This is a genomic window from Planktothrix sp. FACHB-1365, assembly GCF_014697575.1.
Lineage (GTDB): Bacteria > Cyanobacteriota > Cyanobacteriia > Cyanobacteriales > Microcoleaceae > Planktothrix.
Window position 1 is genome coordinate 339,362 of the sequence record NZ_JACJSC010000001.1, and the last position, 25,131, is coordinate 364,492.

General features: G+C 39.5%; 24 protein-coding genes. 13 read left to right on the top strand and 11 right to left on the bottom strand.

What is annotated here, in order from left to right:
* Positions 1 to 312: 312 nt before the first annotated feature.
* From H6G57_RS01525 to hetZ, 3 genes are all read right to left on the bottom strand, one after another.
* Positions 313 to 2,673: a DUF3488 and transglutaminase-like domain-containing protein gene (locus H6G57_RS01525; RefSeq protein WP_190515450.1), complete on the bottom strand. Its 2,361-nt coding sequence runs from the start codon at positions 2,671 to 2,673 to the stop codon at positions 313 to 315.
* A gap of 95 nt (positions 2,674 to 2,768) precedes the next feature.
* Positions 2,769 to 3,794, bottom strand: a complete 1,026-nt coding sequence (locus H6G57_RS01530; protein WP_190515451.1) for a hypothetical protein — start codon at positions 3,792 to 3,794, stop codon at positions 2,769 to 2,771.
* Entirely contained in the window at positions 3,787 to 4,947 is a 1,161-nt protein-coding gene (gene hetZ / locus H6G57_RS01535; RefSeq protein WP_190515452.1) for a heterocyst differentiation protein HetZ, read from the bottom strand. The genes H6G57_RS01530 and hetZ overlap by 8 nt, the downstream gene beginning before the upstream one ends.
* Before the next feature lie 150 nt (positions 4,948 to 5,097).
* Here hetZ and H6G57_RS01540 point away from each other — a divergent pair, with 150 nt between their 5' ends.
* Positions 5,098 to 5,586 carry a hypothetical protein gene (locus H6G57_RS01540; protein ID WP_190515453.1) on the top strand — a complete coding sequence of 163 codons (489 nt, stop codon included), beginning with the start codon at positions 5,098 to 5,100 and terminating at the stop codon, positions 5,584 to 5,586.
* A gap of 90 nt (positions 5,587 to 5,676) precedes the next feature.
* On the opposite strand, the gene sds is transcribed toward H6G57_RS01540, so the two are convergent.
* Together sds and murI are read right to left on the bottom strand one after the other, a co-directional pair.
* Positions 5,677 to 6,648 (bottom strand): solanesyl diphosphate synthase, encoded by a 972-nt coding sequence (gene sds, locus H6G57_RS01545; RefSeq protein ID WP_190515454.1) that lies wholly within the window; start codon positions 6,646 to 6,648, stop codon positions 5,677 to 5,679.
* Between the two features lie 951 nt (positions 6,649 to 7,599).
* Positions 7,600 to 8,463 (bottom strand): glutamate racemase, encoded by an 864-nt coding sequence (murI, locus tag H6G57_RS01550; protein ID WP_190515456.1) that lies wholly within the window; start codon positions 8,461 to 8,463, stop codon positions 7,600 to 7,602.
* A 275-nt stretch (positions 8,464 to 8,738) separates the two neighbouring features.
* Here murI and H6G57_RS01555 point away from each other — a divergent pair, with 275 nt between their 5' ends.
* From H6G57_RS01555 to H6G57_RS01570, 4 genes are all read left to right on the top strand, one after another.
* Positions 8,739 to 8,999, top strand: a complete 261-nt coding sequence (locus tag H6G57_RS01555; RefSeq protein ID WP_190515457.1) for a ParB N-terminal domain-containing protein — start codon at positions 8,739 to 8,741, stop codon at positions 8,997 to 8,999.
* 105 nt (positions 9,000 to 9,104) lie between these two features.
* A complete protein-coding gene (dps, locus tag H6G57_RS01560; RefSeq protein WP_190515459.1) occupies positions 9,105 to 9,611 on the top strand; it encodes a DNA starvation/stationary phase protection protein Dps in 507 nt (168 codons plus the stop codon).
* A 42-nt stretch (positions 9,612 to 9,653) separates the two neighbouring features.
* Positions 9,654 to 10,295: a helix-turn-helix domain-containing protein gene (locus tag H6G57_RS01565; RefSeq protein ID WP_190515460.1), complete on the top strand. Its 642-nt coding sequence runs from the start codon at positions 9,654 to 9,656 to the stop codon at positions 10,293 to 10,295.
* Between the two features lie 166 nt (positions 10,296 to 10,461).
* Positions 10,462 to 10,782 carry an STAS domain-containing protein gene (locus tag H6G57_RS01570; RefSeq protein ID WP_190515462.1) on the top strand — a complete coding sequence of 107 codons (321 nt, stop codon included), beginning with the start codon at positions 10,462 to 10,464 and terminating at the stop codon, positions 10,780 to 10,782.
* A gap of 87 nt (positions 10,783 to 10,869) precedes the next feature.
* Here H6G57_RS01570 and H6G57_RS01575 read toward each other — a convergent pair whose 3' ends face one another.
* A complete protein-coding gene (locus H6G57_RS01575; RefSeq protein ID WP_072717972.1) occupies positions 10,870 to 12,006 on the bottom strand; it encodes a PP2C family protein-serine/threonine phosphatase in 1,137 nt (378 codons plus the stop codon).
* A 604-nt stretch (positions 12,007 to 12,610) separates the two neighbouring features.
* Here H6G57_RS01575 and H6G57_RS01580 point away from each other — a divergent pair.
* Positions 12,611 to 13,048 (top strand): ATP-binding protein, encoded by a 438-nt coding sequence (locus H6G57_RS01580; RefSeq protein ID WP_190515463.1) that lies wholly within the window; start codon positions 12,611 to 12,613, stop codon positions 13,046 to 13,048.
* Between the two features lie 179 nt (positions 13,049 to 13,227).
* On the opposite strand, the gene H6G57_RS01585 is transcribed toward H6G57_RS01580, so the two are convergent.
* Complete coding sequence (locus H6G57_RS01585; protein ID WP_190515465.1) at positions 13,228 to 14,256, bottom strand: adenosine deaminase; 1,029 nt, start codon at positions 14,254 to 14,256, stop codon at positions 13,228 to 13,230.
* Between the two features lie 539 nt (positions 14,257 to 14,795).
* Here H6G57_RS01585 and H6G57_RS01590 point away from each other — a divergent pair.
* From H6G57_RS01590 to H6G57_RS01605, 4 genes are all read left to right on the top strand, one after another.
* A complete protein-coding gene (locus tag H6G57_RS01590; RefSeq protein WP_190515467.1) occupies positions 14,796 to 16,136 on the top strand; it encodes an adenylosuccinate synthase in 1,341 nt (446 codons plus the stop codon).
* 190 nt (positions 16,137 to 16,326) lie between these two features.
* Complete coding sequence (locus tag H6G57_RS01595) at positions 16,327 to 16,713, top strand: hypothetical protein (RefSeq protein WP_199313903.1); 387 nt, start codon at positions 16,327 to 16,329, stop codon at positions 16,711 to 16,713.
* A gap of 154 nt (positions 16,714 to 16,867) precedes the next feature.
* On the top strand, positions 16,868 to 17,077 hold the full coding sequence (locus H6G57_RS28615; protein ID WP_199313905.1) for a hypothetical protein: 210 nt from the start codon (positions 16,868 to 16,870) through the stop codon (positions 17,075 to 17,077).
* 78 nt (positions 17,078 to 17,155) lie between these two features.
* Complete coding sequence (locus tag H6G57_RS01605) at positions 17,156 to 17,743, top strand: 50S ribosomal protein L25/general stress protein Ctc (protein WP_190515468.1); 588 nt, start codon at positions 17,156 to 17,158, stop codon at positions 17,741 to 17,743.
* Positions 17,744 to 17,876: 133 nt separating this feature from the next.
* On the opposite strand, the gene H6G57_RS01610 is transcribed toward H6G57_RS01605, so the two are convergent.
* Positions 17,877 to 18,878 carry an adenosine kinase gene (locus H6G57_RS01610; protein ID WP_190515470.1) on the bottom strand — a complete coding sequence of 334 codons (1,002 nt, stop codon included), beginning with the start codon at positions 18,876 to 18,878 and terminating at the stop codon, positions 17,877 to 17,879.
* A 176-nt stretch (positions 18,879 to 19,054) separates the two neighbouring features.
* Here H6G57_RS01610 and H6G57_RS01615 point away from each other — a divergent pair, with 176 nt between their 5' ends.
* The 3 genes from H6G57_RS01615 (at position 19,055) to H6G57_RS01625 (ending at position 22,983) form a co-directional block, all read left to right on the top strand.
* Complete coding sequence (locus H6G57_RS01615; RefSeq protein ID WP_190515472.1) at positions 19,055 to 20,596, top strand: bifunctional aminoglycoside phosphotransferase/ATP-binding protein; 1,542 nt, start codon at positions 19,055 to 19,057, stop codon at positions 20,594 to 20,596.
* Between the two features lie 225 nt (positions 20,597 to 20,821).
* Positions 20,822 to 22,078, top strand: coding sequence for a glycoside hydrolase family 10 protein (locus H6G57_RS01620; protein WP_190515474.1), 1,257 nt, complete (start codon positions 20,822 to 20,824; stop codon positions 22,076 to 22,078).
* A 65-nt stretch (positions 22,079 to 22,143) separates the two neighbouring features.
* On the top strand, positions 22,144 to 22,983 hold the full coding sequence (locus tag H6G57_RS01625) for a papain-like cysteine protease family protein (RefSeq protein WP_190515476.1): 840 nt from the start codon (positions 22,144 to 22,146) through the stop codon (positions 22,981 to 22,983).
* 105 nt (positions 22,984 to 23,088) lie between these two features.
* Here H6G57_RS01625 and H6G57_RS01630 read toward each other — a convergent pair whose 3' ends face one another.
* The 3 genes from H6G57_RS01630 to H6G57_RS01640 are packed head-to-tail and all read right to left on the bottom strand — an operon-like array spanning position 23,089 to position 25,130.
* Positions 23,089 to 24,237, bottom strand: a complete 1,149-nt coding sequence (locus H6G57_RS01630; RefSeq protein ID WP_190515477.1) for a sensor histidine kinase KdpD — start codon at positions 24,235 to 24,237, stop codon at positions 23,089 to 23,091.
* A gap of 2 nt (positions 24,238 to 24,239) precedes the next feature.
* Entirely contained in the window at positions 24,240 to 24,818 is a 579-nt protein-coding gene (gene kdpC, locus H6G57_RS01635) for a K(+)-transporting ATPase subunit C (protein ID WP_190515479.1), read from the bottom strand.
* A gap of 48 nt (positions 24,819 to 24,866) precedes the next feature.
* Complete coding sequence (locus tag H6G57_RS01640; protein ID WP_190515481.1) at positions 24,867 to 25,130, bottom strand: potassium-transporting ATPase subunit F; 264 nt, start codon at positions 25,128 to 25,130, stop codon at positions 24,867 to 24,869.
* Position 25,131: the final 1 nt, after the last annotated feature.

Consider the following 25,131-nt stretch of genomic DNA (forward strand, 5'->3'; position numbering starts at 1 on the left):
GTTGGAGACTTAATATAAGCTTAATTTATTAAAAAAGCGTTATCGTTTTAAATTTTAAAAGTTTATCTCGATTTTAGGGCAAATTTTGTCAAGAGGTTATTGCAACCTGTTTGCAACTATTGACGCAATTACGCCGTTTGGTGCTATAATACAAAAAACATAATCTGGGGAAGTATAGCTTTATTAAAAATAATAGGTCTAAAATCCTGATTTTTCGTGTAATCACAATATTACATTCCTGAATTTACCTTGAAGTGTGATACCAAATTTTCAGAGACTATTTTGATCTGCAATAAGTTGAGCTTGACAAAATCATCGTTTTATGTATTTAAGCCAACTTTGAAGGCTAAACCGTTTATAATGTGCTTTTTTTAAATTCATCAATAACTCTCGCATTTGCTCAAGATTAAGCGGTTTTCCACCATAACGCCAACCGATATAGCCTTGAGACAATTCATCAATAACTTCAGCTTCCGCAATTGAATGATATTGCTGTAACCAAGACGCATATTCTAAGGGGGTTTGTGCAGGATGTTTCGGATACCCTTTACGGGCTAAAACCGCTAAGAGTTGTTGGTAAAGACTTTCTTCAGGAGGGAGTTTCGCCAACCAACGACGATAGCGCCAACCCTGCCAAACATCCCAACTTAACCATCCGAAAAATGCAATCACAGTGGTAATAATTAATCCACTAAAAATTCCTAACCATCCCTGGGTGAATAAACTAAAAAACCAGCGAATTCCTTGGAATATTGCTAAAATAATTGTTCCTAGAATGGCTTGTAATCCATTCGCAACGGGAGAAGGTAGCCAACCCGCAACCCAACTCCAAAACGCTTTTAACGCACTAAAAGTTTGATCTTCTTCCACGGTCGGGGGAATTAAATCCATTCCCGGAATAGGATTAAATGCAAACCAACCATAGTTAGGGAAATATACCTCCGTCATCGCAAAAGCATCGGTATTTTTCACAACATATAACCCCGTAAAATAATTAAACTCCCCAGGGTTAAATCCAGCAACCAGTCGCGCTGGAATTCCGATAGACCGTAACATTATTGTTAGAACCGTAGAAAAATGATCGGGGTAGCCTCCGGTAATTTTTTCACCAGGGGGACTATCTTGATACCCAAATAGAAACGCTTCGACTAAATCTTCGTTTTTCCTTAAAAAGGGAGGTTCCTGTTGTAATTTATAATTAGGGTTTTGTTTAAGATACTGCGCTAAATATAAAACTTTTTCATAGGTTGAATCTAAAGGTTTCTTATTTTGAGCAACTTGATTAACGCTGGCTAAAATTTCTTCTGTCTTTTTCCTAACTTTCGCCTCGATTTCTTCAGGAACTTGTAAATAATATTTTTTGATAGTTTTGGGATAGTTCGTTGATGCTTGTTGTAATTGATTGCGGTTGCGATAGGGAACTTGAGAAACCACAGTGTAGGTCATCCCTTCTCGGAGTTCTAAAGGCGATCGCAAATTTCCATCAGGATCAATAGCAATTTCCTCGGTGGGAAAATAGATTTCCTTTGGCTTATCCATCGCCGGAATTAAACTCGGAAGTTGTTGCAGTACGGTATAACTCTGAACCACTTCTTGCGTTTTTGCTTGAGTGATTAACGGAAACAAATTAAACTGATACGACCAAATCGAACGTCTTAAAGGAATGGTTCTATCATTACGAGAAATTTCCCATCCTTGTCCGGTATAGCGATCAAAAGCAACTACTCGCCAAAATCCCCGTGCTTGTGATCTTACCCGCAGAACCTCTTGAGGCTTTAATTCTCCCCGTAAATTCTGATTAATTTTAGTATTAAATCCATAATAAAACGTATCGTTTAACGTTCCGGCTCCTGTTTCCTGATTTAATCCCGTACCACCTCCACCAGAATTATTATTCTGATCTTTTCCTGAAGACACATAACCCGGATTTAAAATCTGTCTGCCATCAAATTGCCCCGGAGGCATTTTAATTGGAGAACTCACCGGAAATGTTCTTAACTGATATCCGGGGAACCGAGGAAGAGCAGTAAAAATAATTAATCCTAAAGCAACTACGACTAAAAAAAGAATTCCAACAAACTTAAAATTTACCTGACTTCCCGGTTGCTGTGATGTTTTTTTCGACTTAAATTCAAGATCTCCTAACCCTAACCGAGAGCGATAATCTAAAATTAACGTTGGTAAAGCCAACCCCAAAAATACTAACACCACAGGCGCAAACGCCATCGTTTGACTAAGCGTCCCTGCGACTCCCATTAAAATTAACCCAATCACCATCGAATACCCCAAATCTTTGCGACGGGGTAAATCAAAACTATGTAAAACTTGTAATTCAATTAATAATCTAGCTAAGGCTAACCGCGTATCATTCATTTCCCCAAATAGTCGCCCAAAAAATGCAGCGAGGGCAACTAACATTCCAATCGCAATACAAAATTTAATCGGCACATTGCGATGGCGACGACGAAACCAACTCCAGGTTGCCCCCAAGATACTTACAGGAATTGCCCATAAATTCAGGGGTTCCTCAATAGCAACATCCGTTGCCACAATCCCCGCAATCACTAACAATTGCACTAACACCCGTAGCCACAGGGAATCCTCCGGTACTGGCTTGGGTGTTGCTTCAATCCGTCGCCATAATTGACTGAAAAAAGGGATTGAGGGTGTCATCGTTTAAGCTTAAAGGTTAAAGGGTTGAAACCTTAAACTACTCTAACTTAAGATCACCTAAACTGACAGACTAAATTTAGCTTATGGGTTGCTCTTTATTCAATCCTGGGTTGGGGGCAAATTGCAAAACAGAGGGGATTTTGCTCGTCACTATGAAATAAAACATGAAGTCGATAAATTTGGTTCGGTTCCGGGTCTATGAGTTCCAGTTTCAAATATCCAGGAGATTCCCGTTGCGCTGTTGCTGATCTCGTGTCATCTAACAGTTGCAACCGCCCTCCGGCTGGAAGTTGACCCAGAATTTTTAAACTAGCTCCATACTCGGTTTGAACATATTCCACCTCAAGGGTCAATTCTCCTAAAGTCGTTAACCACTCTTGGTGAACAGGAGCTTGATTCAAACCACAATTGAGAGTCAAAGCCTGAAGAATTTCCTGCGCTGCTAATAATAACAACACCATTTGTTGTTCAGGGGTTGCCGTTTCATAACAAGGCTGAGACTCTGTTAAATCAGTATAACTTCGTAAACGCCCTAAAATCACGTAACCCGCCAATTCATTCAGAGGTTGGGATTCATTGGGAAATAACGTTTCCACCACCTGAACTAATTTAGCGCCTTGCTGCAAAGCAGAGTGAACCACTTTTTGACAAGGAACCAATAATTGATCAAAAACCCGCTCTGGTAGAGGAATTGACCATCTCAATTGCTGTCGATGAGCAACCCAAAGATTAGACAAAGGAACCGGTTCTGGCCCGAATGCGTCTGGATATTCACGCTGCAAATCAGTGCCGACCGGTTCCCAAGGAAACAAGGGCGGGTTCAGTTGAATTGTGGCTTTGAGTCTTTCTCTCAAAACGGTCTCAAATCGGTTTTTCACAATCGGTATATCTCCCAGTGTGAATCGTTGACTGTTGGGGTCGAAAACATCCATCTCTTCAGAATCGAGGGGGTCTAATTCCTCCCCCTCTAAGTTTTCAACCCCAAAAGTCTCATCAGGAATGGGATGGGAATTTAATCCCTCCTGAGCCTGATGAGATAAAGATGTCGTTGGCTGTTGCAACAACCAGTCAAAGAATCGACGCTCACAGCATTGATTATCTCGGTTTGCTTCGTTATTCATCACTGGATGCCCCTGCTCCGGATACTGAACGATTCCTGATTTCCCAAGCCAACTCTAACAATTTAAACCAACGTTTTTGAATCTGAGCTTCTTTGCAATTTAAACTTTTGGCAATTTCCGCATCAGATAATCCCTGTTGTTTTAACTTTAACAAACTCTCCTGCTCCGAACCAATTTGAGTTAAGAATTCTTGCCATTGATGAGGCAATAACCCTAAATCTCGTTCTAAATCTGCTTCTAACCATTGGTGAACTAATTCCCAACGATGTCCTAAAGCAAATCGAAGCAGATGATACTTAAATCGTTGCTGTAAATAATCACGCTGACGGGATGTTAATCCTAGGATTTCCTCTATTTCACGAGTAGGTAAATCCTGTAACCGCAAAGCAAAATAGTCAGCACAATCTTGTTGTTTGTGTTCTTCTAAATAAGCCATCAGTTCCTCTACTACCGTTTGACGGAGAGAATCGGACTCTGATTCGTTGGACTCTGTTACCATTGCGGCTCGGACTTGCTGGAGTGAAGAATCATTCCAGGTGGTATCAGATTCGGAACCTGACCCCTCAGCGGCTTGTTCTAAATCGACAAAACTTTCTTTAGGCTGTTGTTGAGAAAAGGTTTGCGCTCTGAGTATAATCAATTGCTGACTCCGACCTCGGGCTAAAGGAATTCGCCGTTTACCGTAGCGTTCCGTAAATGCCATATATTCCGCAAGTTCCAAGAGTGTCCGAGGACGGTAGGTGGCAGCTAACTGCGCTTCTTTACGAAAGGCATTCAAGGTTTCTAAATAAAAGGCTTGTAAAAAATCCTTAATTAATTCCAATCGAGCTTGGTAACTCGATTGCACTTGAGGAGGAGTAATATATCGATAAACAATCGCGCTCAAGGTACTATGTAACTCCAACGGCCCCTGTTTTGACCCTAGCTTATAATATTGAATACATTGCTGTAAACGGTGTTGAGCTAAAGTCATGGCCCAAGTTTCTATATCCCCTGAGTCTTGAATCCGTTTGCTTTCTGTACAAATGCGGGTGGCTTCTTCGGTAATTCGTTCTGCAACATCCCGACAGTTTTGTTCAGAAGCACGAGTGGATTGATTCAGTTCTCTCAATAGCCTTTGGAAAATTGTTGCGTTCTGGCAGATTTCCCCCATGATGTCTAGTTACTACAATGACCCTAACACACTGATTCTGGAATCAGCCTTGGATTTCCGGATGGTTTACTATTGTTGTGGAACAGGCATCTTGCCTGTTAAGTCGGGGATGTCGAGAAAAATACAGTCAACAGTCAACAACCAACAGCTATGAATTTAGATCAACAAATTCAAACTTTAATTGATAAAGCGCCTCAAGATGGAACAACCCCCCAGGTGGTTGAAGCGATTTCACCTGCGCTAAAACTATTAGCAGAACAATTGCAACATCCCGAATATTATATTTTACAAACTTTAGATCAAAGTTGGGTCGTTCAGCCGTTTATTAATGTAGATCAACCCCAACTCAAAAAAAGAGTTATTTATGCGTTTTCAACTTTAGAAGATGCGTTAACTTATGGGAATCCTGATTCGGGTTCTCAACTTGTAGCTATTCCGTTACCCGTTACTCATATTTTATTTCAAATGGTTGTCTTAGAAATGCCGGATAGTTTATGTTTTTTTGAAATTCCTAAAAATTTTCAGTCGGCTACCGAAATCAAACGCAGCGAAATTCAAGAATTAATACAAGTTTATCTCCAAGACTATCAACAACGTCGTCAGTCTAAATCACGGAAAATTCCACCCAATATTGCTTAAGACAGTTATCAGTTATCAGTTATCAGTTATCAGTTGAAAATGGGCAACAGTCAACAGTCAACGCTCAACAGTCAACTGTCAACTTTGCCGTTAATAAAGCCGACTCAAAACATAATCTGCTAAATCGATTAATACCTGTCGAGATTCACAGGCTTGAAAGGGTTCGAGGTACTTGACAGCAACTTGTGCATGATAGGAGGCTAATTCCCTAGAACGTTGAATGCCTGAGCTATCTTTAATTAAGGTTAAAGCCTGTTCTAAATCTCCTTCTTGAGCAAATTCTCGCTCGATGAATGTTTCCAAAGACGGTTTTTCTTCTAAAGCATACAGTGTGGGTGCGGTTAAATTTCCACTTTTGAGATCAGAGGCGGCTGGTTTTCCTAATTCCTCGGTTACACCAGTAAAGTCCAAAATATCATCGACAATTTGGAAGGCTAAACCAATATGACGACCATAGTTATATAAATCTTCTGCCTGTTGGGTTGAAACCCCACTTAAAACACCTGCTGCTTTAGAACTATTGGCAATCAAAGAAGCAGTTTTATAATAACTTTTTTCTAAGTAGGCTTCAATTGATAATCCCGTATCAAATCGATTCAAACCTTGTTGAATTTCTCCCTCCGCTAAATCCATAATCACTTGGGATAGTAATTTGACAACTTCCAAGTTATCCAAATTGGCTAAATACCAAGAAGATTGAGCAAATAGGAAATCTCCGGCTAAAACCGCAACTCGGTTATTGAATAAGCTATGAACCGTTGGCACTCCCCGACGCATTTCAGCATCGTCCACCACATCATCATGGACAAGACTGGCGGTATGGATCATTTCTGTGATTTCTGCCAACCTCCGATGCTTGAGGGTAATATTTTGATCGGGCATTGTGGTTCGGGAAATCAACAGGACAATCGCAGGACGTACCCGTTTCCCTTTGACACTAAACAGGTGTTCTGCGGCTGCATACAAAATCGGATGTCGTGCACCGACAAGTTGTTTTAAGTTATCGGTCAACTGCCGCAGGTCTGCTTCAACTGGCGAAAATAGAAGAGTTTGCGATGTCATGGATTAGCCAACTCAGGCGTTGAGTTAACAAAATTTTACATATTATAGTCTGATTTTAATCTGTTTCGGTTCAGGGGATCGCATTGAAGTTGAAACAGGAGTCTGGAAATTTCGGCGTAAATAGACCCTAATCCAGAAGGGATAGGGATTTTAACACTTCTGTCTAACCGTTGAGAGAGGTTCCTTCTGGCTATTTCCTATCCCTTCTGGCCAGGTGTTGTCTCCAGGTTGGGTAAGCCATCCCAAAGCAAAAAAAAATTTCCTGAAATGCTCCTGTTTTCTAATTTTTGTGTTATCTTAACAGTAAGAGTTTAACCAATAATTCTACACATTAAGGGAAACGGGTCTAGCGATCAGATTAAGGATAATCAATCGCCACCTGATTGTTCCATTGGCTTTCGGATAGCCGTTAGAACTTTTTTTAAGAGTTCGCAAGCTGATTCCAGTCGGTGGACTTATCCATGACATCGGTTAGAGGAGTCTCTATTTAGGGTTTTCTGAGAGAACCCTAGGGTTTTTCATAGGGAATCTTCTGGCGGAGTTAAGTGTGAGCAATATTTCCAGGGGATGAGAATTCCCCATAGAAATTTTTAGTAGTAGGTCATAAAAGCTAGACCCTGGCTTTGCGTGTTGACCTTATGTAGGGGATATTAAACTCCTGTGCGCTCCTTCTCCTAATTCTTGTGGCTGGCTCCTATGTTTTATAATGATATGCCTTTAATCATCCCGCTTTTGGCAACGGGCTATGTTTTAATGATTTATTTACTCTTAGCCCTCGCTAAGTATACAACAAATATCTCTCGATTGAGATCTTAAAAATCTATCTTAAATCAGTTTTCCCAAATTACTGGATCAAGTAATCAAGAATTCTGAAATGATGCAATGGAAATGGAAAATGAAAAACAGACCCACCCAGTTTGAGACAAGCTGAGTGGGTATTGTTGTTAAATATCAGGTTAATGATGGGGTAATACCATCACTGACCGCCATAGGGGCAGTATTGACAGGTTCCATCGTGGGTAACGTAGTCGCTTCTACCAGGGGAGTAAACCCTAACCACTGAACCGAAATAGAAGCAAACTGTTGAGGACAACCACTCACACAAAACCGAGTGGGTTTGGGAGAGTAGGTATTCCGCAGTCCTAACAGTTCTAATTCTTTAGCCGCAGCTTTCACTAAAGACACCGCCGGGTCAACAAGTTGAACGTGGGCCGGAAGGATAGAACGCAAGACAGGAGCTAAATGGGGATAATGAGTACAACCATAGATCAGGGTATCAATTTGCTGCTGAATTAAGGGGGTTAAATAGTCCCGTGCCACTTGATAGGTATAGGGATCATGAATCCGGTTTTGTTCAATTAAGGGAACAAACTCTGGACAGCCCACTTGCCAAACTTGAACAGAAGAATCTGTTTCCTGAATGGCGTGACGATAGGCATTACTGGCGGCTGTTGCGGGGGTAGCAATTACCCCGATGCGCTTTCCGTGTCGCACGGCGGCTTGAGCACCGGGAAGAATTAATCCGAGGATGGGGATATCAAATTCATCTTGAACCGTTTCTAAGGCCAGGGCGGAACTGGTGTTACAAGCCATGAGAATCATTTTGGCATCCTGCTGCATCGCCCAAAGAATAATGGGACGGACAAACTGCACAATTTCCTCTCGTGAGCGGGTTCCATAGGGTAACCGCGCCGTATCTCCAAAATAAAGAACGGATTCATTGGGGAGTTGGCGGTAGAGTTCCCTTAAAACCGTTAATCCTCCGACACCACTATCAAATATTGCGATTCTTTTTTGTCGATTGTCCGTTGTCATGAGTTAAAAATCAGTCTTTGATTGTCTGTTATCGATGGTTAATAGGTCTGTTGTCAAGTCTGTTGGCTGTTAAACCAAAGCAATACCCAATAGGGAATAAATTATTTCTTCCCCATCTCCCCTCATCCCCTTGTCCCCTTGTCCCCTTGTCCCCTTTTCTTCCTCGTCTGTGTGAATGCCGGAAATCGGATTTCTAAGTTTTTCCCAGAAAAGGTTGCAACTTGAAGTCATTATGAGTATGATATAGAAAGACAAGGAAAAGGAGGAGTAACTGAATGCAGGTTAAAGAGATTCCTCTCAAGCAGATTCGTCGTCCTCTGCCTCGTGGAACAGACCCCACTAAAGTTGAAGCCTTAATGAAATCCATTCGAGAGATTGGCTTACAGGAACCGATTGAGGTTTTAGAAGTGGACGGGGACTATTATGGCTTTTCAGGATGTCATCGCTATGAAGCTTGTACAAAATTAGGGTTAGAAACCATTCGCTGTCATGTCCGAAAAGCACCGCGTTCTGTCCTGCAAAAGCATCTAGCTTGAGATAGATTTAGAAGGGTTTGAAATTCGATACACTGTGATCAATCTCTTCTATATTTGTAAAGTTTTGATTCATTCTATAAAACTGATCAAGGAGTATTTTCAATCATGGTAGCAACTCACTCAAAACAACGTCTTTATCCGACTCGAATTGATTTACCCGAAACAACCCGCGCCGGAGTGATTGAGATTCTAAACCACAGTTTGGCGACAACATTAGATTTAAAAACCCAAGTCAAACAAGCCCATTGGAATGTTAAAGGGATTAATTTTTATCAGTTGCATGAATTGTTTGATGAAATGGCTACAGAATTAGAAGAATATATTGATCTGATTGCCGAACGAGCAACTGTGTTAGGTGGGACAGCAATGGGAACGGCTCGGATGGCAATTGCAGATACCATTATCCCAGAATTCCCCCTGGATTTGGCTAATGATAAAGATTATGTGGTGGCTTTAGCCGATCGCTATGCTCCGTATGCGAAAATGGTTCGAGAAGCCATTGATCAAACAGGTGCATTAGGCGATGCGGATACAGCAGATTTGTACACTGAAATTTCCCGCGCCATTGATAAGCGGTTGTGGTTCTTAGAAGCTCATTTGCAAGGCAGCTAAAGGGCCATCAATGGCAGTGTAACTCGTGAACTAAAAATCAAAATGAGTGAATCTGCGTTACCGGACTATAACCCCCAGTTACAGGAACTCATGCAACGGGCGGGGATTTCTAGCCTGGAAGAATTAAGCCAAATTGCTGGGGTTTCCCCGTTGCAGATTATTCGACTGCGGCGGGGACTAGCGCTACAAACCCCGGTTAGTATTTTGTTGAAAATTAGTCAGGGTTTAAAGATTTCTCTGAGCGAATTATTAGCTGTATTTGCTCCAGGTTCTGTCCCTTCTGAAACTCCAATTCAAGGAGATTTAGAATCAGAATATCAACGCTTACAAACACAGATGAAACAGCAACGTTCTGCATTGTTAGAAGAATGGAAACGGGAAAGTCTGCACGTTTTGGAGTCGTGGTTATTGCAATGGCCAACGGTGGTGTATCGAGTTCAAGAAAACCCCCAACTTCCGGCGGTAAAATTATTACCTTTTGTGCGTCCAGTAGAACAGCTTATGAGACAATGGGGAGTAGACGCGATCGCACCTGTCGGCACACAAGTTCCCTATGATCCGCATCTACATCAACTCCTGGAGGGAACGGCTCAACCCGGAGAGCAAGTGATTGTGCGATATACGGGATATCGAGAAGGGAATAAACTCCTTTATCGGGCTAAAGTCAGTCCGGTGAAAGGTTGATTAACTTTACGGTTGCGGGATCATCAATGCAGCCCGGAAACAGACAGGGTACTGATTAAATTTCCTGTTCCCCAGGTTAACTGGATGTATTTGGCTATGAGTCCATCTCAAAGCTATACTAACTGAGTCGGGCGAGTCTTATGGAGGGTTTCATCCCTAAAACACTATGAGTTCTGATGTTAAAATTCTTAAACCTCACGGGATTTTAGATGGTACTAAAGCTAGTCCATTTCGTCAAGATATTGCTGCTTTAGTTGAGAAGGGAGCCAAAATAATATTAATTGACTTCCAAGATGTCACATTTATGGATAGTTCGGGTTTGGGTGCATTAGTCTTAGCTCTGAAAACGGTTAGAGTGGCTGGGAGTAAATTATTTGTTTGTTCTATCAATGAACAAATTAGGATTTTATTTGAACTCACCAGTATGGATCGGGTATTTGAGATTTTTGAAAACGAAGATAAATTTTTGGAATCTTTGAAAAGCTAATCTTTGGTGATTCAGGAGCTAAGATAGGGTGAAAACGGGGAATTTAATCTGGATTTCAACAGATTTGTGTTTCCCCATTTCACCCGATTAAGTAAAAGTAACTTTTAGCAAAGAAAAATCATCATCAAAGGGGTTATTTGCATTAATTTTTTTAACGGTATTTAAAACTTCTTCTAAAGTATCTGTTTGTAAATCATTGTATTCTACTAAAATTGAAATTAGCCCTTCTAAGCCTAACATTGTATTATCAGGTTGATTGATTTCATAAACTCCATCACTGAAAATATAAAGATTACTAAATTCTTCTATCTTGTGGGTTGCATCCATATATTCTGCTTCTAAAAACATTCCGACAGGCATTCCTCGTGTTTTTAAGCGTTCAATTTTAATATCTTTTTTATTTTTCCCTGTTAATAAAATAGCAGGAGGATGACCCGCACTAGAATATAATAATTGTCGAGTTGAAAGCTCATAAACCCCATACCAAATTGTAAAATATTTATCATTTTGATAGGTCATCTGAAAGGTGGTATTTAAGGCTTTTAAAACGTTACTGGGTTGATAATAATCAATATTAGGAATAGCCCTAGAACGCAGTAAATTAAGAACAGAAACGGAGGGAAGAGCTGCTCTTAAGCCATGTCCTGATGTATCTAATAAATAAATCGATAAATGATCAGAATCTAACCAATAATAGTCAAAAGAATCGCCACCTAATTGACGAGAGGGAATAAATTTAGTATCAATTTTTACAGGTTCAGTTAAAGGTTCAGGAAGGAGCGATCGCACATATTCTGCGGCTTCTGCTAATTCAGCTTCAATGCGTTGTTTTTGGGTTTGTAAATCTTGGCTGAGTTGATGTAATCTTAATCCTGCCCGAACTCTAGCATAGAGTTCATTCATTTCAATGGGTTTAGAAATAAAATCATCGGCTCCTGCATCTAAGCCCGTGACTCGATCTGAAACTGAACCGAGGGACGTTAATAAGAAAAATTGTGTTGTTGATAACTCTGAAGTCGCTTTAACTTGACGACAGACCTCAATCCCCGTTAACTTGGGCATAATCCAATCACAAATAATCAGTGCTGGACGTAGCTGTTTAGCCTGTTCTATGCCTTCTTCACCATTATTTGCCACACTAACATCATAACCCTGTTTTTTCAGCGTTCTTTTGAGAAGTTCTAAAATGGCAACATCATCATCGATAACCAGAATTTTAAACATGAGCGTTGAGGTACGTTGGTACACCAGATGAGGGTAATCAAGGCCAAGTTAAGACTTTGCTGTCTTTGAGTATAGTCTAATTAGAGGATTGCCTGAACTTGAAATTGACGGACTTCAAGGTTTTGTTCAGTTAATATTTAAGATTCATAAAGTTCATCCCATAAAAGTTACAATTAATTCCTTTTCATGTTAAAGCAGTAATTTTATGTCATATTAGCGCTGATCTACGCGCTTTCAGCCTCATTTCAAAGGAGTGTGTTTTCACTCCTTGAGGGGTTGATTTTTCTGAAACTTCACAAGTTGTGTTATCCCATCTCTAATATTTTACTTGATCTAGCACAATCACGGTTCAGGAAGACTAGAAAACCACTCAAAAATGCAGTAAACTATTAGAGGACGCCAAAGGCAATAACTTATTCAAGGGGGGTAAAACGCTGTGACGAACAAGCGACCTCAGAGGTTAAATAAGCCTCCCTCCTATCCTAACTTTTGTTGTATCATGATGAAGTCAGCCAACTTGTCAAGATTCTAAATCCCTAATGCTGTTCAGGATTTAGGAAATCAGTCAAACTTAATTGTGATTGAATAAGAGGATTCAAAACCATTGTCACTTCCCCAAACGACTCAACTTCAAGTTCCGTCTAGTTTAGTGTTCCTAGCTAAAGTCTTGTCATGGTTTGAGCAACTGTATCAGTCCTTTATTCCTCAATCTGTTTGGATACGCTGTCAGTTAGCTTTAGCAGAGGGATTTACTAATGCAGTTCGTCATGCTCATAAAGGACGTTCTGAGGATCTATATATTGATTTAGAAGTGACTGTTTTAGAGCAACAAATTGAAATTCGGATTTGGGATTTTGGCGAACCTTTTGATTTACTTAATAAAATCAAACGCATTCTCAAGGAGATGAATGATCCCTCAAGGAATACGGAGATAAAGGGAGGGGGAAGAGGTTTGAAATTAATGTACGATATTGCCGATTATTTAAGTTATGAACAGGGTGAAGATGGACGGAACTGTTTATTAATTATTAAGAATTTTTAAGCTAGAGACTTGATTGAAAATAATCGAATTAGTCAAAATCAACTTTCCTATTAGTGGGAGGGGAACGAGTTGCTCAGGGTTTAAAACCGCTATTAGAAAAAGCAAAAAAACCGGAATTATTAAAAAGTTAGGAGACAGGAGACAGGAGACTAAATCAACTGCTCACTGTTTCCCATTGTTTAAACCATTGCAGGTTCAGGTTTTAATAAACCATTAAGAATTTGTGCGGGGGGGTTTTCATGGGGCCATGCAAAGGCATGACGAAAGGCGGCTTGTTGACAGGCTTGTAATTCTTCAAACCCTAGAATATCAAGGGTTAATAAATTCTCGTATTCAAAGGGTAAACGCACGTTATGTAAGCCGGCGTTATCGGTACAAATAGCAATATCAACTCCGGCATCAAAACAGCGTTCAAAGACAATTTTTAATTGCTGAATATCCTTGAGAGTACCCGTTTTAATATAGGTCGTGGGACAAACTTCTAAACACTGGTTTCGTTGAGCTAATTCCGGTAACAATTCAGGATGTAATAACGGAATTTGAATGCCGTGACCAATTCGCATTAAATAGGGTAACAATTCGGGATAACAACCATCTGGGGTTTCATATAAATGTTCGGTGGTTTTTAATCCCAAGGATAAGGCATATTGGTACAAGTCAATAAACTCATTCAACCGTTCAGCATAATGATTATCGCCTCCAGCAATATCGATTGCACAAACATATTGAGGCATTTGTGCTGCTAAATCAATAATCGCCCGATTAACTTCAACAGGAAGCCGCGAGTGCATACATAAAATTTGGCTGGTAATAATGGGAGTATCACTACTTTGACTGGCTTTTCCTACCACTTCTACAATTTCAGCCATACAATCAATTCGTTGGGACTGGCTGAGATGTTCCGGTGTTCGTAAATAAGGGGTATAGCGTAATTCTAAATACGCCAAATTTTCAAAAGTATAAGCACCCCGCATCAACCGATAAATAAAATAAGGCAAGGTTTCAACGGTCTGCACACTTTCAACCATTGTATGCAGTTCTAAATATTCATCTAAGGTATTGCGAGGTTTGGTATAAAAATCCTCAAACCGCTCATATTCGACAAACCCTTGGGTTAACTGAGGGTTATGACGTTCAAAATACCGCCACAGAATACGCGGTACAACAGAACCCCCTAAATGGCGATGTAACTCAGCGTGTAACGGCATAGTAACTCTTAAATAAAGGTTAAAACAATCACTATCACTGATCCGTTTCAAGGTTTATTGACTCACTTGATAAACTGATCCTGATATTAACCATTAACGATAGCACAACCCTCAAAAAACATGGGGTTAAAACCTGCGTTTCTATGAAGATTCTTATTTTAGAGTTTTAAGCTAAAAAATAATTTTTTTGCTATAATAGAGTTTTGGATAAAAATTGAAGATAGACTTGATTTTCGTTACTTCTTTTAATCTGTTTTTGCTGAGAAACTGAAATCTGGGGGTTGTCGCGATCGCAAATAGAGATAAGCTGTCACGCAGTTAATTTTATTGCCCAAAAGCCTTGCTGTAAGGAGTCTAGGCTACAAAATATCAAATTTAGATGCGTAGCAGCTTAACTCAACGTAACGTCTCTATTCTAGGGCGGTCAGTGAAGGCATTAGGATCAAGGGTGACAAAACCGTTAACAAAACTTAATTTGACAGAGTTCCCTTAATAACAGATAATTAAGATTTGTGTAAACTGTCGGAGTGAAAACTCTCTTGGCTAACGTAGTTGTTATCGGTGCCCAGTGGGGCGATGAAGGAAAAGGCAAAATCACCGATCTGCTGAGTGGTTCAGCCGATGTGGTCGTCCGCTACCAAGGTGGCGTTAATGCAGGTCATACAGTTGTAGTTGACAATCAAACCTTTAAACTGCACCTGATTCCTTCAGGCATTTTATATCCCGATACCGAGTGCATTATCGGTTCAGGAACCGTAATTGATCCCAAAATTTTAATCGAAGAACTGGATCAACTCGAATCCCTGAAGATTTCCACCCAAAACTTAATGATTTCCCAGACGGCTCATGTAACGATGCCTTACCATCGCCTCTTGGATCAAGCATCGGAAGAACAACGGGGAGATCAAAAGATTGGGACAACGAAACGGGGAATTGGCCCGACTTACGCCGATAAGTCTGAACGCACGGGAATTCGCATCATTGATTTGATGGAAACCGAGACTTTACCCGATCAGTTGCGCTGGACGATTAACAATAAAAACGTTATCCTCGAAAAGCTTTATAATCATCCTCCTCTCGACCCGGAAGCGGTGATTAAGGAATATTTGGAATATGCAGAACGGTTGCGTCCCCATGTGGTTGATGCTTCACTGAAAATCGACGCAGCAGTACAAGCTCGACGGAATATTTTATTTGAAGGGGCACAAGGAACCCTATTAGATTTAGATCATGGCACCTATCCCTATGTGACCTCCTCTAACCCCGTTGCTGGCGGTGCTTGTGTGGGGGCTGGAGTTGGCCCGACGATGATTGACCGGGTAATTGGGGTGGCGAAAGCTTATACAACCCGTGTGGGTGAAGGGCCATTCCCGACGGAAATGGTGGATGGGATTGGCCAAGTCTTGTGCGATCGCGGGGCTGAATTTGGAACGACAACGGGACGTCAACGGCGTTGCGGTTGGTTTGATGCGGTGATTGGTCGTTATGCTGTTAGAATTAACGGTTTAGATTGTTTAGCGATTACCAAATTAGATGTTTTAGATGGTTTAGAGGAAATTAAAGTTTGCGTTGCATATTCTATTGATGGGGAACAGTGCGAACATTTCCCCAGTAGTGCGCGAACCTTTGCTCGGTGTCAACCGATTTATGAAACGGTTCCGGGTTGGAAAGAATCAACGGCTGATTGTCGCAAGTTAGAAGATTTACCCAAAGAAGCTTTAAGCTATTTGAAATTTTTAGCGGAATTAATGAAAGTTCCGATCGCTATTGTTTCGTTAGGCGCGAGTCGAGATCAAACGATTATTGTTGAAGATCCGATTCACGGGCCAAAACGAGCGTTATTAGATGCAGACGGACAACCTGTAACCGTTGGCGGTTAGAAGTGTTGTATCTTGTGTTTTCGTTGCAATATTTTTTCCCTTTAAAACGTAGCTTGGGATACCAACCCATGCTACGTTAAATATTTTAGTAAATCTGGTGGAGATGGCGTTTATATCCTAAAAGGTTGTCAACGAAGAAACTCCACTCTTAAGTACCTCAGAACATCAAAAATAGGAATAAAGGATTATTATGAATACCAAATCCCAAAGCAAAAGACGAGCGATTGCTGTTACTCTCAGTATGGCGGGTATGATCGTTTGGGGAAATGCTGTAGTTATTGTCCCTGTAAAGGCAGAAACCATTGATCAATTATCTAGTATTGTTGCACAGTCTCCCACTCCCGTTACCAATATAACGGAAGTTAATAATAATAAGATTATGATGGAAATTACAGAGGGAGAGTTTCGCTTTCGTGGCTATCTGAAGCGAACTTCAGGTAATACATTTGTTGGTGAAAATAAACAAGTTCGGGTGATGTATGATCGGGATACAAAGCGTGTTGTGGTTATTAATGTTGTGACTGGAACCGAATTTTACAACTATATCTTTTCTGATGTGGATGAAGGATCACTTTAGCAGCAGGTGATCTTAAAGGTTTATTCTGTCGATGTTTCAGAAGAAATATATGAATGGTTAACCAAGTCAGAATTCTCTAAAATTGGGAAGTCGGTCGAGCGCAAAATGCTGATTGATGGAGAAGTAGAAAAACTGCCTTTGGTAGAGACGCGCCATGGCGCGTCTCTACGGGAAAGATACTCGCAAAAAGTTCAAGAATTTTTTTCGAGATGCGATCACCCAAGAAAGCGATCAAGTGCTGACTCAACTGGGGGACTCTCCCTCGAAGCAAGAATATCAACAGGCGACATACCGCTTAAAAATCCTGCAAGAACTCCGCAAGTGTATTGAAAATCTGAATTATCTGTATCTGCAACGATGTTAGCTACAACGTCTTGATTTTGGTATAATCAGAGTTTGGCTAAAAAATTTTAAGTGTTTAACCCTAAGCGCAAGAAACGTCATGGAAATTACGATTGAAGGTCAAAAACGGCCAGAAGGCTCTAAACCCAATGCTTTGCGTCGTCAAGGATTAGTTCCGGCGGTGCTGTATGGTCATCAAGGAGCCGAATCTATTAACATTACCATTTCAGCGAAAGCCGCAGAAACTCTAATGAAACGGAACGTTGTGAATCATACTTTAATTCAACTGAACGTTCCTGAACTGTCTTGGAGTGGCAAAACCCTGCTGAGAGAAGTACAAAAACATCCTTGGAAAGGATTTCCCTATCACCTGAGCTTCTTCTCCGTTGCTCAACAAGATAGTTTAACGGTTTCTATTCCTCTGCATTTTGTCGGTGAAGCGGTTGGGGTGAAATTAGAAGGTGGTCTGTTAGATGTTGTCCTCTCTGAATTAGAAGTAGACTGCGAACCGGGTAGTATTCCTGATCGCATTGATGTGGATGTCACGAGTTTACATCAAGGTCAAGCACTACACATTAGAGAACTTAACTTACCTGCGGGAGTCACAGCTACAGGGGATGCAGAGCAAGTCGTTGTTAGTATTATTCATCCTGAACGGGGTGAGGAAGAAAGCAGCGTCGAAGGTTAAGAATATTGGAAGGGGAGCGGCGGGAGTTGGGGGAGTTGGGGAGAGGGAGAAATAATTGAAATCCTACATCTGAAACCTGACACCTGAACCCTTACGCTCCGCACTCCGCACTCCGCACTCCGCACTCCGCAACCTAATTAATAATGGTTGCTAATTTATCCTGTTGAGATTCGCTTAAACGGGGGCCATGAATTTGAACGATTTGAGAACCGAGATAATTTCCCCAACGGGCGGCTTGTGGGGTGGTTAAACCATTGGTGAGTCCGTATAATACCCCCCCTGCAAAAGCGTCTCCCGCCCCAACAGTATCAACAGGTTTAACCGGAAACCCTGGAACAGGAATTAAACTTTGGTTTTCAACAACTAAACAGCCTTTATTACTATTGGTAATAAAAACTAAATTAACTTTTTCTCCTAACTGACGGGCGCAAACCTCTAAATCTTCATTACCGCAGAAGTGACGTACCTCATCTGCATTGCAAAATAAAACATCACAATACTCTGCTAAAACGCTACGAAAATCATCCCCAAACCGTTCAACTAAAAACATATCGGAGAAGGTAAACGCCACTTTTACCCCCAAGCGTTTCGACTGTTCCATGGTTTCAATACTAGCTTTTCGGGGTTGGGCTGCATCCCACAAATACCCTTCAATATAACTGTATTGACACTGACTCAAATGATCAACATTGATATCCGTAACCGATAAGGTTGTAGAAACCCCCAAATTCGTACACATTGTTCGCTCTGCGTCGGGGGTTGTTAATACTAAACAGGTTCCCGTTGGCCCTTGAGTGGTGTCAGCAGGTTCAATTTCAAATTGAATTCCAGCCGCGACCATATCCTGTTGATAAAATTCGCCATTGGTATCGGCGCTGACTTTACCCGAATAAATTCCCGTCCCGCCACTTTGAGCGATCGCCATCATCGTATTAGCGGCGGAACCTCCACAACGTAATTCTAAAGGATGGCTCTCCAATTGTTGTAATAATTTCCCCTGTTTGATTGTATCCATCAGGGTCATTGATCCTCGGTTGAGGTCATGGGTTTGAATAAAATTATCCTCAACTAATGCCAAAATATCGAGGAGGGCATTTCCAACACCAAAGACATTAAAGGGTTTGGGTTCTGTCATTGACTCTTTGTATAAAACGGCTTGAACAATTCAATTGTTGATCATATCAAATCTTTTGTTACTTTTATTTTCAAGACATTGGAATTGGCTTTTTCTCAAGAGATAATAAAAATAACCCTAAACCCATGACTTCTTCTCAGCTTGATTGAATTCATTTTTATCTTTCCGGTATGGATATGACTGACTCTACACTTCCTCGATTGATTCAACAAATGTTAGAACCGGATTTTTATCCCCATCCGGTACAAGAACCCATTGAACTCTTACAAACCCATATTTCTTTTATTGTGTTAACGGGAGAGTATGTGTATAAACTTAAAAAAATAGTTGATTTTGGGTTTTTAGATTATTCAACTTTAGAGAAACGGCGCTATTTTTGTGAACAAGAATTACAAATGAATCAGCAACAAGCACCAGAATTGTATTTAGAGGTTTTACCCATTATAGAAATCGGCGATCGCTTTCAATTCGGGGATAATCAAAACCCTGCTGTTGAATATGCTTTAAAAATGCGTCAGTTTCCTGAAGAAGATTTATTTACTAATTTATTTGCAGAGGATAAATTGACAACAAAAGAGATGGAAGATTTAGGAAAAGTTGTTGCTGAATTCCATCAAAATTGTCCAGCAAATGATGAAATTCTCAAATTTGGAGAAATGGCTCAAATTCGTCATTCCATTGATGGAAATTATCAAAAAACACAAAAATATATTGGCTGTTGTCAAACCCAAGACCAATATGAACAAACAAAACAATACACAGATAGTTTTTTTGAAACCCATAAAGCAATTTTTAAAAGTCGGATTGAAAACCGATGGATTCGAGAATGTCATGGAGACTTGCATTTAAAAAATATTTGTATTTATCAGGATAAAATATTACTGTTTGATCGAATTGAATTTAATCAAGAATTTCGGTTTGTAGATGTGATCTATGATGTCGCTTTTGTGGTCATGGATTTAGAAGGACGAGGACGGGCGGATTTAGGAAACCGATTTTTAAATACTTATATTGAACAAACCGGAGACTGGGAAGGATTACAATTATTACCCTTTTATTTAACTCGTCAATCCTATGTGAGAGCCAAAGTAAATTCTTTAATTTTAGATGATCCAGCCGTTGCTGAAGAACAGAAAGAAACAGCAAAACAAGAAGCCACTCAATATTATAAATTAGCATGGCAATATACTCGACGATCTTCAGGAGGAATCGTGATGATGTCGGGGTTATCAGGGTCAGGAAAAAGCACAACCGCCCGCAAATTATCAAAACGATTAAATGCAATTCATATTCGTTCCGATGCAGTGCGAAAACATTTAGCGAATGTTCCTCTATATGAAAAAGGAGAAGAAGAAATTTATACCCCAGAAATGACCGAAAAAACCTATAAACGGCTATTAGAGTTAGGATTATTATTAGCAAAACAAGGATTTTGGGTGATTTTAGATGCCAAATATGATCAACAAGAACGACGGGGAGAAGTCATAGAAACCTGTAATACCCATCAATTACCCTTACAAATTGTTGAATGTACAGCACCGATGGATATTTTACAAGATCGTTTGCAACACCGTCAGGGAGATATTGCTGACGCAACGGTAGATTTATTAACCTCTCAACAAGCAAAAGCTCAACCCTTTACAGATTATGAAAAAAGCTATCTTACAACCATTGATACCACCCAAAATATTGATCAGCAATGGAAAAAATTATATTAAAATTTAGATCCCCCCTAACCCCCCTTAAAAAAGGGGGTAACTGGATGTACTTATCCCACAAAGACAGCCCCAGCCCCACAATTAAAATTCAAAGTCCCCCTTTTTAAGCGAGATTTAGGGGGATCTAATCTAAGGGTTAAAGCAGGAATTCCTAGTGCTGAAGTTGACACTAATATGGATAGCAAACTCTCTATAAATGATCAATATTTTATTTGCGGTATAATAATGAAATTCAGAAAAAAAATCATCTTAATCATCTATGGAATTTCCAGTTTAATTTTATCGTTAATTTTAGCGATCGCTCTTTTAATTCCGCCCACACCGTCCCAACCCATTTTAATTATACCCAATGAAATTAGAGGGGTTTGGTTAACCAATGTCAGCAGTGGAGTCTTATTTTTTCCTTGGGGAATGAATCGTGCTTTACATCAATTATCAGACCTCAAATTTAATACAATTTATCCCGTTGTTTGGAACCGAGGAGTTACATTTTATAAAAGTGCAGTCGCCAGACGAGTCATCGGTCGTTCACAAGATTCCTTATTAAATTTAACCCAATTAGGAGGAGATATTTTATCTAAAATTGTTACAGAAGGACATCGAAACGGATTAAAAGTTATTCCTTGGTTTGAATATGGATTTATGGCTCCGAAAAACTCGGCGATTGTTCAACGTCATCCTGACTGGATTGCTCAAACTCGAAAAGGGGAAAAAGCCTTAAATCATTTCAGAAATACTGAGGATGTTTCCTATCAAACAAAGATCAAAAACTGGATTGTTAATCAAATTTTAGAATGGATGACCATTAAAAATGTCTGGTTAAATCCGTTACATCCCGAAGTCCAACAATTTATTGAAGATTTAATTTTAGAAGTTGTAATGAAATATAATATTGATGGAATTCAACTCGATGATCATTTTGGTCTTCCTGTTGAATTTGGTTATGATGAGTATACAATTCAACTTTATCAACAAGAACATAATAATCAATTACCCCCTAACAATCCTTACAATCAAGAATGGCGAAATTGGAGAGCGAACAAAATTACTGAGTTAGTTCAAAGAATTGTCAAAAGTGTTAAAGAAGTTAAACCCGATTGTATGATTTCTTTATCCCCGAACTCTTATGAATATACTTACGAAATGTATTTACAAGATTGGTTAACTTGGGTCAATCAAGGATTAGTCGATGACATTGTTTTGCAAGTTTATCGAGATAGTATGGTAAAATTTATTTCAGAATTAGATCATGAATCTGTACAAATAGCACGGCGGAAAGTCCCGGTAATTATTGGATTATTAAGTGGAACATTACGCCATCCTGTACCAATGGAACAAATAGAAAAACAAATGAAAGTTGTGCGCGATCGCGGTTTTGATGGAGTCTCGTTTTTCTATTGGGAAACTCTGTGGAGTTACTTTACTCCCGACTCTCCCCGACATCGACGTCAAATTTTTAAAGAGTTGTTTGGTAATATCTAACCAGGTAGGGCGAAGTATTTACCCCTATAAAAATTGTAAAAACTTTCACGTATTCATTTTATCTTATGTTAGAAATTCTTCTCCTTTGCTTAATGTCTGTGATTTTAGGAATCCTGATGGGTCGGAGTTTAGCAGAGCGAGGATTAACCGCTAGTAATGCTTTAGAAAAGCATCAAAAAACGGTATATATGATTTTAACTGTAATCACATTTTTGGTCGGAATTTTCTTGATATTAGGGTATTTAAAATTAACAAAGTTAATTCCTACATTTCTATTATTATGGCTCGGAGCGCATTTAACTGATTTAAGTTTAGGGATTGGCTTTTTAGGATTAGGATTATTAGTGGGATTAGAGTTACCAGGATGGAATAATCCTCAGCGACGCTATCAACTGATTAGTGTTGTGGTTTTACTCAGTTTACCATTATTTTTATTAGTTCATGAAACCTTACCCATTACAGGGCTCTTAGGCGAACCGTTAGAGGTGGATAATGTCGTATTACAAACAACGCCCTACACCTGCGCCCCTGCTACCATTGCCACATTAGGACGTTGGGTAGGAAAACATCCACAATTAACAGAAAAAGATGTCGTTAAAATAGCAGGAACTAATCGTTTTGGAACCAGTACGTTAGATGAAATTCGGGCAATGCGTCGATTAGGATTAATGCCAAACTATCAGAATAATTTAACCTTAAATGATTTAATTTCTCAAGGAAAACCCGCTTTGTTACAAGTCAATGAACCTGTCGGAGAAACAACTATTTCCCATGCAATCGCACTTTTAGAAATAAATTCTAAACAACATACTTTAACTTTAGCAAATCCTCTCTATGGAAAACAAGTTAAATTATTTGAACAGATGCAAGGATATTGGACAGGGACAGCAACTTTTGTCAATTAAAATCAAACAGTTTTCAGCAAAAACCCAGCCCCTTTGACGAAACTCCCAATTCTCCTCGATATCGACGAAAAAGTTTTCAAACCTTATTTTCAAATTAAGCTAAAATTAGGAGGAGGAATTCAATGTTTTCTCAGCATCAATAATATGAATATCAACTCCTTTGAGATATTTTAATAATTGCTGAACGGGTGATCCTTTCCAAAACAATTCCCAGCGAGATTTGCGCGTATGTCCGAGAACAACTTGAGTGATATGATATTGGTGAGCAACTTGAGCGATCGCTTCCGAGACATTATAACTTTTCACCCTAAGAAACTCTCCCCCAAACTCTTGAATTAAATCTTGACAAGTTTCTAACAATAAACTTTCTTCCTTGGTTAAAAAACGTTCTGGATTTTCCACATATAACCCATATAAACGAGCTTTCATTACATTCGCTAAACGCAATCCTCGCCTCAAAAGTTGGGGTGAATTTTGATAAGTAGAAATACAAACTAAAACTCGCTCATGAACATTACAAAATAAAGCTTTTTCAGTCGTTTCTGCGGATTCTTCAATATTATCAGCAACTTCGCGTAAAGCCAACTCTCGCAACGCCACTAAATGACGACGTTGAAAGAAATTTTGTAACGCTTGTTCTATTTTTTCAGGTGCATATATTTTACCCTCTTTTAAGCGTTCTTGTAATGTTTCTGGGGTAACATCAATCACCACAACTTGTGTTGCTTCATCCAAAAGACGATCAGGAATGCGTTCTCGAACCACAACCCCCGTAATTTTTGCAACTAAATCATTTAAACTTTCTAAATGTTGAATATTCACGGTTGAATAGACATCAATTCCATGATTGAGAATAATTTCTACATCTTGATAACGCTTTTCTTTAAGAGAACCTGGAACATTAGTATGAGCTAATTCATCTACTAAAACCAATTGAGGTTGACGAGATAAAATCGCATCGGTATCCATTTCCCATAACGTTATCCCTTGATGAAAAACAGATCTTTTAGGAATCAGTTCTAAACCAATCGCTTTTTCTGCGGTTTCTTCTCGTCCATGGGTTTCTAATAACCCAATTACAACATCAATTCCTTCTGCTTTTAATTGATGTCCTTCTTCTAACATTCGATAGGTTTTACCGACCCCAGGAGACATCCCAATAAAAATTTTATGTTTCCCTTGATTTCGAGAGGAGGTTTGATAATCAGATTCAGGGGAATTTTTTTGAGTCTCAATTTCACTGCTATTAATCATCGTTAATTGGATAGGTTATCTAAATCTAAATTAACTTTCAGAACATTAACTCCCGGTTCTCCAAAAATTCCTAAAAATCGATGTTCAGTATTTTTATTAACGAGAATTTCCACTTGATTAGGATTCAAAGAACGCGCATTAGCGACTCGTTGAATTTGGGCGTTTGCGGCTTGAATACTAATATGAGGGTCTAACCCTGAACCCGATGAATAAACTAAATCCGCCGTTGGAATAATATTATTAAATTGGAGTTGATCAATTCGTGCTGTTACTTTTTTTAACAAATCGGGATTACTGGGTGCTAAATTACTTCCTCCTGAAATTCCCGTTGCTAAACCATCGTTAACCGGACTATAATCAACGCTACTTGGACGGGATATAAAATAACGATTGGAGGTAAAATTTTGACCGATTAAAGCCGAACCAATAATCTCTCCTTGCGGATTTTTGATCAAACTTCCATTGGCTTGAAAGGGGAAAATTGATTGACCGATTATTAGAATCAAAACGGGGTATAAAATAGCCGTTAAAACCCATAAAACTAGGGTAGTGCGGATGGCTGTCAGCAAATCTCTAAACATAGTATATTTTGAATTTGAAAGTACATTTTTTGAGAATTTGATTGAGTTTTAAAACCGTTCAGGTTGTAAAATTACAGCCAATAAATAGAAAGCAATGGCTATCGTTACTAAAATTAAAATTCCAATAGCCCAAGCTGCTTTGCGAGTTATTTCTTCTCCTGTTGCTGCATAAATAATGGGAGCAAAGATTAAATTAGAGGATAACAAAAAAAACAAAGACAGGGGTAAAAGGTTACTTTTGGTTTTGATTAAGGAAATTATTCCTTTGACTTCACGGGGTAATATTGAATTAAAATCATCTAATGTTTTCATT